At 71.7% G+C, this 13,472-nt stretch carries 6 protein-coding genes and 1 pseudogene; 3 read left to right on the top strand and 4 right to left on the bottom strand.

Annotated elements, in window-relative coordinates; translation table 11 throughout:
- The first annotated feature begins 141 nt into the window (after positions 1-141).
- Positions 142-486, top strand: coding sequence for a hypothetical protein (locus AB0J08_RS28250; RefSeq protein WP_360640266.1), 345 nt, complete (start codon positions 142-144; stop codon positions 484-486).
- A 61-nt stretch (positions 487-547) separates the two neighbouring features.
- On the opposite strand, the pseudogene AB0J08_RS28245 reads toward AB0J08_RS28250, so the two are convergent.
- Positions 548-844, bottom strand: a pseudogene (locus AB0J08_RS28245) (transposase); the annotation flags it as partial.
- 642 nt (positions 845-1,486) lie between these two features.
- On the opposite strand from AB0J08_RS28245, the gene AB0J08_RS28240 reads away from it, so the two are divergent.
- A complete protein-coding gene (locus AB0J08_RS28240; protein ID WP_360640263.1) occupies positions 1,487-1,861 on the top strand; it encodes a hypothetical protein in 375 nt (124 codons plus the stop codon).
- A gap of 4 nt (positions 1,862-1,865) precedes the next feature.
- Here AB0J08_RS28240 and AB0J08_RS28235 read toward each other — a convergent pair whose 3' ends face one another.
- The 3 genes from AB0J08_RS28235 to ccrA form a co-directional block, all read right to left on the bottom strand.
- The gene (locus AB0J08_RS28235; protein WP_360640260.1) at positions 1,866-8,696 is read right to left on the bottom strand and encodes an SDR family NAD(P)-dependent oxidoreductase; all 6,831 of its coding nucleotides are present in this window, start codon (positions 8,694-8,696) and stop codon (positions 1,866-1,868) included.
- Positions 8,693-10,522, bottom strand: a complete 1,830-nt coding sequence (locus tag AB0J08_RS28230) for a fatty acyl-AMP ligase (protein WP_360640257.1) — start codon at positions 10,520-10,522, stop codon at positions 8,693-8,695. The genes AB0J08_RS28235 and AB0J08_RS28230 overlap by 4 nt, the downstream gene beginning before the upstream one ends.
- 129 nt (positions 10,523-10,651) lie before the next feature.
- Positions 10,652-12,013, bottom strand: coding sequence for a crotonyl-CoA carboxylase/reductase (gene ccrA / locus AB0J08_RS28225; protein WP_360640254.1), 1,362 nt, complete (start codon positions 12,011-12,013; stop codon positions 10,652-10,654).
- A 582-nt stretch (positions 12,014-12,595) separates the two neighbouring features.
- On the opposite strand from ccrA, the gene AB0J08_RS28220 reads away from it, so the two are divergent.
- The gene (locus tag AB0J08_RS28220) at positions 12,596-12,943 is read left to right on the top strand and encodes a hypothetical protein (protein WP_360640251.1); all 348 of its coding nucleotides are present in this window, start codon (positions 12,596-12,598) and stop codon (positions 12,941-12,943) included.
- Positions 12,944-13,472: the final 529 nt, after the last annotated feature.

The raw sequence follows: 13,472 nt of genomic DNA, 5'->3' as shown, positions 1-13,472 counted from the left end.
ATAACCGGGTGTCGGATTACTCGAGCGGCGCGCGTGGTCCGGACGAGTGAATGTTGGTGCGTTCCCGAAGCCTTCGTGGGCCGCCGTCGTTAGTCGGATGTCTGCGGATGTCCGCGGTAGAGATTCCCTACGGAGGCTTTAATGAACGTTGGCAAGAAGGCGGCCTTTCTGACGGCGGCTGCGGGTGCGCTGGTTCTCGTCGGTGCGGGTGGCGCCAGTGCCCACGGGTTCGGCCACCTGTTCGGCCAGGAGGGTGTCGAGCAGAGCAACGCCTGCTCCACCGCCCCGGGCGTCCTCGGTGTGACCGGCCTCGCCCCCGACATCGAGTACGACACCAACTGCCTCAACGTCGACGCGAGCGGTGGCGGCGCCTCGGAGCAGAGCAACAAGTGCTCCACGGCCCCGGAGGCCGCCACCCTCACCGGGCTGCTCGCCCCGGCGCCCGAGATCGAGTACAAGACCAACTGCGTCAACGTCGCGTTCTAGAAATCTGCCGAAGATCTTGCTGATGGAGGGGCTGTCCCGGTTGGGGACAGCCCCTCCCGGGCTATGTGGTCGCGGGGGCGATGGCCCAGGTGTGGCCCGTGCGGGTGAGCCCGAGGTTGATCAGGCGGCGGCGGTTGAGGAGCCAGGTGTTGTTCTTCAGGACGCCTCGGTAGGGGACCCGGCGGTTGCCCCGGACGACGATCCAGGTCATGGCGCGCTCGACGGGTGGCCGCCAGCGGCGGTACTCGGCCTGCCAGTTCGGGTCGGCAGCCTGCCGGCAGGGGGCTTTGGGGCGGTCGTAGTGGGCGTGGGCCTGGAAGGCCCGGCCGGTCTTGGAGCGGGTGCACCGCCCGCGCAGGTGGCCAGCAGCGACGGGTCGAACGCGGTGTCGTTGAGGCCGAGCCCGCAGGCGGCCCTCCACCGCAGATCGCAGCGCAGCTCCTGGGCCGTGTCGAAGTCCGAGGCCCGTGCAGGCTCTGCGGGACCACGGTCGCCGCTCCTGCTCGGCATGCGGTCCCTGGAGGATTCTTCCGCGGACCGCATGCCGTGGCGGAGACGACCGCGGCTCGGCTGGTCGGCCGGCCTGTTCCGCGGTCCGTTGACCTGGCCGGTACCCCCGGCCGCTGAGCCGCTGACGAACGTGCGCCGACCCTGACGGGCCGGGAACAGGCGACGCCGCTCCCCCGGTCAGGAATGCAGCCCTTGGAAGCCTCTCGTCCCGGGGCTTCGTCCGTCCGTATGCGCGGGGCAGATCGCCAGGTCCAGAAGGTGGCGGCCTTCGGCGCACCCGCGACTTCCGGAAACCGGCTCCGAGTCAGCGGGTGAATCCCGGTCCCGTCGGCATCCAAGGAGAGGATTCACCGGAACCCGGTGCCGGCCGGATTCGGTAGCGTGGTCCGGACGAGTGAATATGCGTGTGTTCCCGAAGCCTTCGTGGGCTGCCGTCGTTAGTCGGATGTCCGCGGATGTCCGCGGTAGAGATTCCCTACGGAGGCTTCAAATGAACGTTGGCAAGAAGGCGGCGTTTCTGGCGGCGGCTGCGGGTGCGCTGGTTCTCGTCGGCGCGGGTGGCGCCAGTGCGGACGGCATCGGTCACCTGACGGGCCACAAGGGTGTCGAGCAGAGCAACGAGTGCAGCACGCGGCCGCTCGTCGGTGATGTGGTGGTCGCTACGCCGTTGACGCCGGCGTCGGACATCACCCACGAAACCACCTGTGTCAACGTCAGCGAGAACGGGGCCGAGTCCCAGAGCAACCACTGCGACACGAGTCCCGTCCTCGGCTCGGTCGTGGTTCCCGTGCTCGTCCCCGCGCCTCACATCACCTACACCACGACCTGTGTGAACGTCGCCGGAGCCGGTACCCCCGGCCGCTGAGCCACTATCGATCCGGCTCGGCGGCGCCGTGCAGAGTGTGGGCAAGGTGCTGCGCGATGACCGCGATGTGGGGCGGATCGATCAGTGACAGGTGATCGCCCGGCACCGGGACGACCTCGAGGGAGGGGCACAGTGGCGCCCACCCCAGATCGGCCTCGTCCCGGAGGTAGCGGGGATCGAGCGCAGTGATCATGACCTGGGGCTCCTGGGCGCGGTAGAGGGTGACGTGCCCCGGATACGGACGCGGCCGGTAGCGCTCGCCGATCCGGGCGTCGACGTACGAGGTTCGCTGGTGCTCCAGGATTCCCGGGCTCATGGACAGTCCGGTCTCGGCAACCAGGCGCATGACCGTCATGATCTGGTCGTCGTCCGTCATGCTCGGCAACTCCTCGTACGGCAACGGCAAGTGATGGCCGAACGTGGTCTCCACGTAGTCGGCGAACCGTCTGAACCGCTCCAGCACGATCTCTTGCGAGTCCGAGCCGGGCAGGGCTGCCGGCAGGATGGTGTCGATGAGGCCGAGATAGCCGGCGTCCTCGCCTCGGTCGCGCAGTTGCACGGCGATCTCGTACGCCTGGCAGCCACCGAAGGACCAGCCGAGCAGCTGGTACGGGCCCCGGGGCTGGATGCGTCGCATCAGGTCGAGGTAGTACTCGGCCTTCTCCTCCATGGACGCCAACTCGTCGACGCGCTCGCAGCCGTAGACGGGCTGGTCGGCGGGAAGCAGCCGCACCAGCGGCCGGTACACGGACGTCGGTCCGCCGGCGGGGTGGAAGACGAACAGCGGGGCGCGGGTGGTGGTGCCGCCGGGATCGCGCAGCACGCGCAGGGGAGTCGCTCCGTCACCGTTCACAGCGGGGCGGATCAGGTCGGCTATGGACTCCACGGTAGGCCGGGCGAGGATCTGCTCCGGGGTTAGGGCATGCGGCGGCTCGTCGAGCCGGGCGTGGATACCGAGGGCCAGGGCACGGGCGGTCGCGTCGTCGCCGCCTGCGGACCGGAGGTTCTGGAGAACGCCGTCGGGGCGCCGGCCGAGCACCTGCTCCCACACTCCCGCGACCAGCCGCTCGGCGGCGTCCCGGGGGGCGATGGTCGTCGGCAGGGGTGCCCGCCCGCTTGGACCCGGGGCGTTCGCGAGCAGTGTCGTCCGGCTCGGCTCGGGGCCGCTCTGCGACGGGGAGCAGGTGCGGTCGCCCACGCCGACCGACTCCGGTGCGCCGGGCAGGTCGAGTGTGCTCAGAAGCTCGTCCGTGAGGTCATCGAGGCTGGCGCCGCGCATCAGCAGCTTGTTCGGCAGTACGACGCCGAAGTCGTGCTTGACCGCGTTCCGGATGCGAACGGCCATCAGGGAGTCGAGCCCCAACCTGGTGAGCGGGACGGAACTGTCGAGGTCCTCGGTGCGATAGCCCATGACGGCCGCTGCACGGACGGCGAGACGTCGGCGCACCGCTGCCGGGGCCTGGGCGCCGAGGGCGGACAGCTGATCGGGGCCGCCCCAGTGGTCCGTCTCGCGGGCGATGTCGTGCAGCAGGCTCGTGAAGAAGGGGACGGTCTCCATGCCCGGATACGCCTCGACGACCCGTCGGGCGTCCAGCCGTACGACGCCCGTGTGGGGTCGTCCGTCGGCGAGGAGCAGTTGGAGGGCATCCAGCCCCTGGGCCGGCATGAGGGGTTCCAGCGCCATGGCCGCGGTGTTCGGGGCGCCTCCGATCCGAGCCCATGGGCCCCAGGCGATGGATGTCGCGGGCAGACCGTCGGCATGACGGCGCTGCACCAGCGCGTCGAGCCAGGCGTTGGCCGCGGCGTAGGCAGCCTGGCCGGGGGAACCGAGAAGGGCGGCGGCGGAGCTGAACACCAGCCACCAGTCGAGGCTGTGCCCCGCGACGGCCTCCTCCAGGCGCAGGGCGCCGTCGACCTTGGGCCGGAACACGGTCTCGACGTCGTCCGGTTCCAGGTCGGTGATGATGCGGTCGTGCAGCACCCCTGCCGCGTGGGCGACGCCGCGCAGCGCGTGACCCCCGGCCAGGGCGGCGTCGAGAAGGCGTGCCGCGAGGTCGGGCTCGGCGATATCGCCCTGCACGACCTCCACCGACGTCCCGAGGGCGCGCAGGTCGTCCAGGACGGCCCGAGTGTCCTCGGCCGGCGGGCGGCGCCCGTTCAGCACGAGCCGGCCGGCACCGTGCTCGGCGAGTCGGCGGGCGGTGGCCAGTCCCAGCCCGCCGAGACCGCCGGTGACGATGTAGGCGCCGTCCGGGCGTGCGAAGCGGATCTCGGCGGCGTCCCGGTCCGGGGCGGCGGCGGCCAGGCGGGCGACGAAGCGGGTGCCGTCGCGCCAGGCGACCTCGTCGGCCTCGGAGTCGCCGAGGAGCTCCTGGACGAGGTCGTCGGCGAGACCGGGCGCGCGGTCGACGTCGACCGCGCAGGCCCTGAGCTGGGGTTGCTCCAGGGCCAGCACGCGGACCAGGCCCCGGAGGCAGGCGCGGTCGGGATCGCAGGCGTCTCCGGCGGCCACCGGCACGGCCCGCTCGGTCACCAGCCACAGGCGCGGGCCGGCGCCGGCTCCGGGGGCGGCGGCGAGCCGGCGGGCCACCTCGGTGGCCGCGAGGACGGCCCCACGGACTCCGGAGCCGTCAGCGGGCCCGGTGCAGAGCAGAACGACCGAGCCGGGAGCACTCGCGGTCTCCTTGCGCCAGGCGTCCAGGATCCGTCCGGTGGAGCCGTTGCGGCAGTGTCCGACCGCCACCTTCGCTCCCCGGCGCTCGAGGGCCGAACTGAGCGGTGGGACGAACCGGTTCCTCCTGCCGGACGTGTCGTCGGATCCGGTGGTGAGCAGCAGCCAGTTGGCCGGAATGCGGTCGGCGGCGGGGGGTGTGGTGACCTCGTCCCAGAGGATTTCGTAGCTGGTTTCCGCCAGGGCCAGTGGTATCTCGGCCCGCTCGGGGGTGCGCAGAGCCACGCCCTGCGCCTCGATGACGGTGCCGCCGTCGCGGTCGTCCAGGCGGACGGTCCAGCGCTCGGGCGGAGGTGGCTGACCGTTGTCGCCGGCCCGGGTTCCGGCGGCCTGCTCGAGGCGGCGGTGCAGGCGGCACGGGCCCGGCGTCGTGCGGAGCCTCACCCGCAGGGCGGCGAGCGAGAAGGGGAGTGCCGCGGGGGACGGATTGGCCGACGGGTCGCCGTCCGGATCCGATTGTGCGGCCTCGACTGTGCTCCGGGGCAGGGAGGTCGCGTGCAGGCCGGCATCGAGCAGCGCGCCCAGCGCCTCCGACTGTGGCGTGTCCGGCCCAGTGGCGTGGGGCAGGGTGACGTCGACGGCCGGGAGGTCGTCGTCGCGGGTGCCGGGAATGCGGGGTTCGTCGGGCAGCCCGGTCACCACCGTGGCCGAGGCATGGCGCAGCCAGGTCCCGGCGGGGGACCGCGTCTGGATGCTCACGGCGGCGGCCCTGTCCGGGCCGGCCGGGTCCCAGACGGTGGTGACCGGCGTGCTGTCCGACAGCGGAAGGAGATGATCCAGTGTCAGATCGCGGACCAGGACGGCGTCCGGCGGGACGCCGGTGACCTCGGTTGCCGCGGCGAGAACGATCTGCGCGCACGCCGCGAGCGTCAGGACCGCCGTGCCGTGTACGCGCCGTTCGATGTGGTTCCACCCGCCGGTGCCGGCGTCGCCCTGCCACAGCACGCGGTTGGTGCCGGGGAGGTCCACCCGCAGGCCGAGGAGGGGGTGTCCGTCAGCGCGGGGCGGACGCCAGCGCGTCACGCCGTCGACCCAGTGGCGTACATGCCGCCAGGGTGCGGCGGGCAGGGCGGTCCGCCGGCCGGTCGGCCACAGCAGCTCGCGCCGGTGTTGGGCTCCGGCCAGGTGCAGCTCGGCCAGGGAGGTGCGCAGGACCACGGACTCGTCGTCGTCCCGGCGCAGCGTGGGCAGCACGAGGGCTTTCCCGTCGGGTGCCTCGTCGAGCGTCTCGCGGATGGGCAGGGCGGCGATCGGGTGGGGTGAGACCTCCAGGAAGACGGTGTGGCCGTCGGCCGCCGCCGCGGCCACCGCGTGTCGCAGCCGGACCGGGCGGCGCAGGTTGGCGCACCAGTACGCGGCATCGGGATCGGGCGTGTCGCGTGGGTCGTCGTACACCGTTCCGTACCAGGCGATGGCGGGCGCCTTGCCCCGGAGGCCGGTGAGGGCCTCGCGCAAGGCGGGCAGGACGACGTCCACGGCGGCCGAATGGCCGGCGCCGTGGACGTCGAGCAGGCGGGCGTCGAGGCCCGCTTCCTCCAGCTCGGCGACCAGGTGGGCCACCGGTTGCGCCGGGCCGGTGACCGTGCATCGGCGTGGCGAGGAGTGTACGGCGACCACCACGCCGGGGAACCGCGCCAGCGTTGCGGCGCGGGTGTCCTCGGGCAGCCCAACGGAGGCCATGGCGCCGGCGCGGGCGCCCTCGACGGTGGCGAGCAGGGCCGAGCGGCGCAGGATCACGCGCAGTCCGTCGCGTGCGTCAAGGGTTCCGGCGACCACGGCTGCGGCCACCTCCCCCATGGAGTGGCCGATGACGGCACGGGGTTCGACGCCGTAGGCCTGCCAGGTACGGGCGAGTGCCAGTTGAACGCCGTACAGCAGGGACTGGGTGCCGTGGACGGCGGTGGTCGGCACGCCCTGGGCGATCATGCGGCTCAGGGCCGTGCCGGCCACGTCGGCGAACGCCGCGTCGAGGTCGTCCACCGCTGCGGCGAACGCGGTGTCATCCGCGAGAAGGCCGCGGCCCATGCCGTACCACTGGGAGCCGTATCCGGAGAAGACGAACACCGGTCCTCGGCCCGGGACCGCCGCGGTGTCCCCGGCGTCGGCAGCGCGCACGACGCCGGGCGAGGGCTGGTCGTCCGCCAGCGCGAGGAGCCCGGCCGCGAGGGCCTGGTGCCCGCGGCCCACGACGGCGGCGCTGACGGCGCCCCGTCGACCGTGTCCGAGGGTGTGCCCGACGTCGCACAGGGGCGTGCGTCGGCCGGCCGCGGTCGTCAGCCAGCCGGCGAGACCACGGGCGGCGTCACCGAGCCGGTCCGCTGAGCGGGCGGTGACCACCAGGACGTGCGGGCCGGCGTCCGGCGCAGGGGCTTCCCCAGCGCCCGGAGCAGCGCTCTCCTGCGGCGCCGGTGACCCGGCCGGAGACCACTGCTCGAGCACGGCGTGCGCGTTGGTGCCCCCGAATCCGAAGGCGGACACTCCCGCCAACGCCGGCCGATGGCCCGCCCGGGGCCACTCGGTGGCCGCGCTGACGACACGTAGGCGCTTTGCGGTGAAGTCGATGTGCGGGTTGGGCGTGCGGAAGTGGAGACTGGCGGGAAGTGTGCCGTGGTGCAGGGAAAGCACCGTCTTGATGAGACCCACGATGCCCGCCGCACCTTCGAGGTGCCCGAGGTTGGTCTTCACGGAACCGATGAGCAGCGGCCGGCCGGCCGGCCGGCCGAGTCCCAGGACGGCACCCAGGGCGCCCGCCTCGATCGGATCGCCGAGCAGTGTGCCGGTACCGTGCGCCTCGACGTAGTCGATGTCGGCCGCGTCCACGTCGGCGTCACGGAGGGCATCGCGCAGCAGCGCCTCCTGAGCGGCGGGATTGGGCGCCATGATCCCGGACGAGCGGCCGTCGGAGTTGACCGCCGTGCCCCGGATGACGGCGAGGATCGTGTCGCCGGCCCGCCGTGCGTCGTCCAATGGCTTCAGGACGACGACGCCGCACCCCTCACCACGGACGATCCCGTCGGCTGCGGCGTCGAAGGCCTTGCACCTGCCGTCCGGTGCCAGGGCGCCGGCCTGGTCGAAGTTCGCCGTGATCACCGGCGAGAGCAGGACGTTGACCCCTGCGGCCAGGGCGGTGTCGCACTCGCCGGCGGCCAGGCTCCGGCACGCCTGGTGCACCGCGACGAGCGACGAGGAGCAGGCGGTGTCGATCGTCATGCTCGGGCCGTGCAGATCGAGCATGTAGGACAGGCGGTTGGCGGCGATGCTCCCCGCCGCGCCGGTGCTGGTCCAGGCGGCCACACCCTCGAGGCCCGCCATGGTCAGGTGGCTGTAGTCGAGGGAGCTGAGACCGACGAACACCCCTGTGGCAGTGCCGTGCAGCTCTGACGGCGGGACACCGGCGTGGCAGAGTGCCTCCCACGTCACCTCCAGCAGCAGGCGCTGCTGGGGGTCCATCAGCTCTGCCTCGCGGGGCGTGATCCCGAAGAAGTCGGCGTCGAACCCCGCGATGTCGCCCAGGAATCCGCCCCACCGGCTGGTGCGGGCGAGGGCAGCCGCCGTGCCGTTCGAGCCGTCCTCGAAGTCCTGCCAGCGGTCCTCGGGCACCTCGCGCGCGGCGTTGCCGCCGGCGAGCAGGTAGTCCCAGAACGCCTCCGGCCCCTCGACACCGCCGGGCAGACGGCAGCCGATGCCCACGACCGCGACGGGCCGGCTGCGGAGACGTGCGTCCGGCCCGGACGTGCGCGCCGCGTCCCGGCCGGGCACGACCCCCTCGGGCGCTCCGGGCTCCGCCGCTCCGCGGGCGAGGCGGCGGACCAGCCGGTCGACGGTGGAGTCCTCCCACAGCAGGGTGGCAGGCAGGACCGCGTCGAGCGCGTTCTCCAGATCCCCCGAGACGGCGACGGCGTCACGGGACGTCAGGCCGTACTCCGCCAGCGGTCTGTCGTCGTCGATCTCGTCCGGGGGCACGTCGGACCTCTCCGAGATCAGCTGCCGCAGCAGTCGGCGGATCTCCGCCTCACCCCATGCCGCCCCCGGCGCACCACCCGGGCGGGCGTCGGATTGCGCACCGCCCGGCGTGGTTCCGCCAGGGCCTTCGACTCTCCTCATGACGCCGTCCCTTCGGATCCTGCCCCGGGCCTGCGGGCACTGCTCCAGCTGCCGTTCAGATAGCGGTCATGGCTGGCGCGGCGGGCGACCTTGCCGCTCGTGGTGCGGGGCACGGTGTTGCGCGGGACAAGGACGAAGTCCCGTACGGCCAGGGCGTGGACGGTCGAAACGGCCCGGCGCACCGAGCGGGTGACGCTGTGGTGGTCCGCCGCGGGACCGGTGGCGGGCGGGGAGTACTCGGCGACGATGACGAGCTCCTCACCCGCCTCGGTGGACACGGCGAAGGCAGCCACGTGGTCCTTGCGAATGGCCGGATGCGCGTTCTGCACGGTCAGTTCGATGTCCTGGGGGTAGTGGTTGACGCCGTCGATGATGATCAGGTCCTTGATGCGGCCGGTGATGTACAGCTGGCCGTCGTGCCACACGCCCAGGTCGGCCGTACGCAGCCACTGCCTGGCACCCTCAGCGGACCGGTCCTCGGCCAGGACCGCCCGGAAGGTCTCCGCGCTGCTCTGTGGATTGCCCCAGTAGCCGCGCCCGACGTTGGGGCCGCTGACCCAGATCTCCCCGACCGTGCCGTCCGGTTGCCGGCGGCATGTCGCCGCGTCCACGATGGCCACCTCCTGCCCCTGGGGCCGTCCGCAGGAGACGAGTTCCGTGACGGGGACGGAAGTGGTGTCCGTGGCGACTCTGGCGATGCCCCGGCCCAGCAGTTCCCGGTCGAAAGCGGTGACCTGCGGCTCTTCCTCGGTGGGGGAGGCGGAGACGATCAGCGTCGCCTCCGCCAGACCGTACGAGGGCCGCATCGCCACTCGGCGGGCTCCGTAGTCGCCGAAGGCGGCCATGAAGCGGTTCAACGTGGTGGGCCGGACCGGCTCACTGCCGTTGATCATCACAGCGACCCCGTCGAGGGTGAGGCCCTCCCGGTCCTCCTCGCGTACCCGCTGCGCGCAGTAGTCGTACGCGAAGTTCGGTGCGGCGGTGACGGCGCCCGGGTATCGGGACAGCAACCTCAGCCATCGCGCCGGCTGTTGCACGAAGGCCAGCGGATCGGTGATCACCGAGTGGACTCCGCCGACGACGGGCAGGAGGGCCATCAGCAGCAGGCCCATGTCGTGGTAGAGCGGCAGCCATCCGACCATGTGACTGCGGTCCCGATGGATGTCGTACGCCTGCACGAGGTGCCCCGCGTTGGCGACCACGTTGGCGTGGGTGATCTCCACGCCGGACGGTGCCCGTGTCGACCCCGAGGTGTACTGGAGATAGGCGCAGTCCTCGGGCCGCGGCTGGATGTCGGCCAGTTCGTCGGAGCCGTCCTCGGTGGTTCGCGCGGACACGAGATCTTCGACGGCCAGCACACGGGGTCGGTTCGGAATGCCGCTCGCGGCGCAGAACGCCGCCACGGCCGACTGCTCGGCACGGGTCGTGAGGATGTGGGTCGGCCTCGCGTCGGTCAGCGAGGCGGCGAGCTTGTCGGTATGGCGGGCGAGATCCGGCGGGAAGAGCGGCACGGCGATGGCGCCCGCGCGGATCGCTGCAAGGAAGCCGACGACGTACTCGAGGCACTGAGGGGCGACGACGGCCACGGGTTCGCCGCCGGCGCCCGCGCGGCGCAGCGCGGCCGCCGCTGCCCGCACCTGACGGTCGAGCTCTCTCCAGGTGGACACGGCGGCCTGCCCGGTCCCGCCGGCTGCGAAGTCGACGAAGGTGAAGGCAGGAGCGTCCGGGTTGCGCACGGCAGCCTCGACCAGGCGGTTGCCGAGGGTGTCTGCCTGCATCACCGTCGGCTTCGGGTCGGCACGGCGAGCGTCGTTGAGGATGGACAAGACGTACCTCCCGTGGGGTGGGCGGGGTGGCTGGTTCACCGCCCGGCCCGCACCGGACGGGACAGGGGCGACAGCTGGGGATGAGGCCACCGGCCGGCGTCGATGCCGGGACCATGGAAGGGGCGGGAACTACGGACAGGCTGTCGGCGCGGATCTCACATCGCCGTCTCCGTCCCGGAAGAGACGGAACCGGTCCTCGCCGACTCGTGCTCGGCCGACGGGGTCGGTCACGCCCAGCCCCGGCTGCGGGGCGAGGCACAGTACCCCGACCTTCCCGATGTGCTCGTTGACCTGCACGCTCCGGACAGCCGAGGCAACGTCGTCCAGGGCATAGGTCTTCGAGAGTGTGGGAACTATCCGGCCCATGTTGATGAGCCGATTCACCTCCCACTGCTCGTGCAGGTTGGCGCCGTGGCTGCCGATGAGCCGCTTGAGCTTCATCCACAGGTAGCGGTTGTCGAACATGTGCTCATATCCGGTACTGGATCCGCAGGTCACGATCGCGCCCCCACGGCGGGCGACGAAGACCGAGGCCGCGAAGGTCGCTCGGCCCACGTGCTCGAAAACGATGTGCGGATCCTCGCCCACCGCCGCGCGTATCGCTGAGCCGAGCTTCTTCCAGCCGTCAGGACGCTGGAGGACCGTGCGGTCCCCCTGCTCGATCTCCGAGCGGTCGATCACCGCCTCGCAGCCGAGCCTTCGCAAGGTGTCGGCCTTCTCCACCGAGCTCACGACACCCACCGGGATGCCACCACCGTTGCGCACGAACTGCACGGCGTATGAGCCCAGGCCGCCGGTCGCCCCCCAGATCAGTACGACGTCGCCCTGCTTCATCCGGGCGCCGCGGTCGCTGACGAGCATCCGGTACGCGGTGGCGGCACACAGCGGGTTGACGGCGGCCTCCTCCCACGTGAGCAGCGGGGACTTGCTCAGCAACTGGCTGGCCCGCACGACGGCGAAGTGGGCCAGACCACCGAAGTTGGTCTCGAAGCCCCATGCGCGCTGCTCGCTGCCCAGCATGCCGTCACTGTGGGTTGCCGGCTCCTGGCCGTCGACGTATGCCGGAGTGACGACCACGTGATCGCCGATGTTCCAACGGCGAACCGACGACCCGGTCCGCACCACGACTCCGGATGCATCGGATCCGAGGATGTGGTGAGGCAGGTCGTGGCGGGCGTCCCAGCCGCCGCTGCGTCCCAGCTGCTGGAGAAAACGGAAGGTCGGAATGGGTTCGAACATCGCCGACCAGACCGTGTTGTAGTTGACGGCACTGGCCATGACCGCGACCAGCGCCTCGTCCGGCGCCAGCTCGGGCATGGGGACTTCGTCTATCCGCAGCGACCTGCGGACGTCCTTGTCCGTTTCGCCCTGGAACATGCCGACGTCGCTGAGCCGCACCGTCGCCGCGGTGAACCGTTCGGGAAGTGGGAGACTGCCCAGCTCGTCGCCCTCGCGGCCTGCGACTACGGCTTCCAATAGAGTCATGCCCATGACATTTCTTCCTCTCGCGTCATCCGCCCGGATGGACGCATCGCGGGCCGGGACTGCGTGCCGGCGCTCGCGGTGGGGGCCTGAGTGCATCCCTTCTGCCCTCTCCCCAGAGGTGGGGATGCAGCTGCCGTCGCTTGCAACTGGCGAGTAAGCGGGGCTCTTTACAGCAGAACTCCTGCCGCACCGGCCCGCAAATCGGCGAAGCCCGACGCCTCACCGCAGCCGCCGCAGCCCCCGGATAAGGCCAGGCCAGAGGCCTGACGGGCACCTCGGCTGAGCTGCGGCGACCAGAGCCACGCTGCACGTCCTGCCGATCGAGCCGCCGGTGCTCGCGCTGGGCGAGGAGAGGGTGGCCGGCTCGGACCGCGCCATCAGCTCCAACTCGCTGCGTTGCTCGATCCTGCCGCGCTGCACCGGCGCCTGACCGTTCACAGGACGGTTCATCCGGGGAGCGGCGGAGATGGCCGGGTGCAGCAGTAAGCCAGGTGGGTGAAGTTGGGTGAGGTGTCGACGCCTCCTCAGGTTGCCGTCGTTAGTCCGGTGTCCGCGGAATCTGCGGAGAAGACCCACACGGAGGCTTTAATGAACGTTGGCAAGAAGGCGGCCTTTCTGACGGCGGCTGCGGGTGCGCTGGTTCTCGTCGGTGCGGGTGGCGCCAGTGCCCACGGGTTCGGCCACCTGTTCGGCCAGGAGGGTGTCGAGCAGAGCAACACCTGCTCCACCGCCCCGGGCGTCCTCGCGGTGACCGGCACGCTGACGCCCGAGCTCGAGTACGACACCAACTGCCTCAACGTCGACGCGAGCGGTGGCGGCGCCTCGGAGCAGAGCAACAACTGCTCCACGGCGCCGCAGGCCGCCACCTTCACCGGGCTGCTCGCGCCGGCGCCCGAGCTCGAGTACCCCACCGAGTGCACGAACGTCGCGTTCTAGGCGATCGGCCCGGCCACGACCTCTGTGGACAGTGGTCGCCGACGGCCCCGTGTCCGTCCCCGCGTGGGACGGGCACGGGGCCGAGTGCCGTCCTGATGGAGGCTCTCCTCCCAGGCGCCGCGTCGGTACGGCTGGGCCGTCCAAAGGCTGAACTCCCGTGCGGCGCAGGACGCTGCCGTCGCCCTGAGCTCAGTCCTCGTGACGAGGGCGCGTGCAGCCGGGCCGGGCGGTGAGCGGCCGGACCGGAGGGTGAAGCCGTCCAACCGGGGCGGGAAGTCGGGATGCGGCCGGTGCGAGCCCGGCCCGAGACGGCGGTCGCGAGGATTTCCGGGAGTCCCGGCTGGCCGACTCCCGCTTCACACGGGCCTTCTGCTCCGCAGTCTGCGCACTCGTCTCCTCGGTCGGGACCGACGAACGCGGTGGTGACCTTCCCGTGAAGTTCCCCCCTGATCTTGGACAGCGTGTGCTTACGCTGCGGGGGTGAAGTCGTGCTGCAGTCTGGCTCGGGTTTCGAGGGGGGTGAGGTACC

The sequence above is a fragment of the Kitasatospora sp. NPDC050463 genome (assembly GCF_040655255.1).
In the GTDB taxonomy this organism is placed as follows: domain Bacteria; phylum Actinomycetota; class Actinomycetes; order Streptomycetales; family Streptomycetaceae; genus Kitasatospora.
This window is presented reverse-complemented; position numbering and strand designations above follow the sequence as displayed.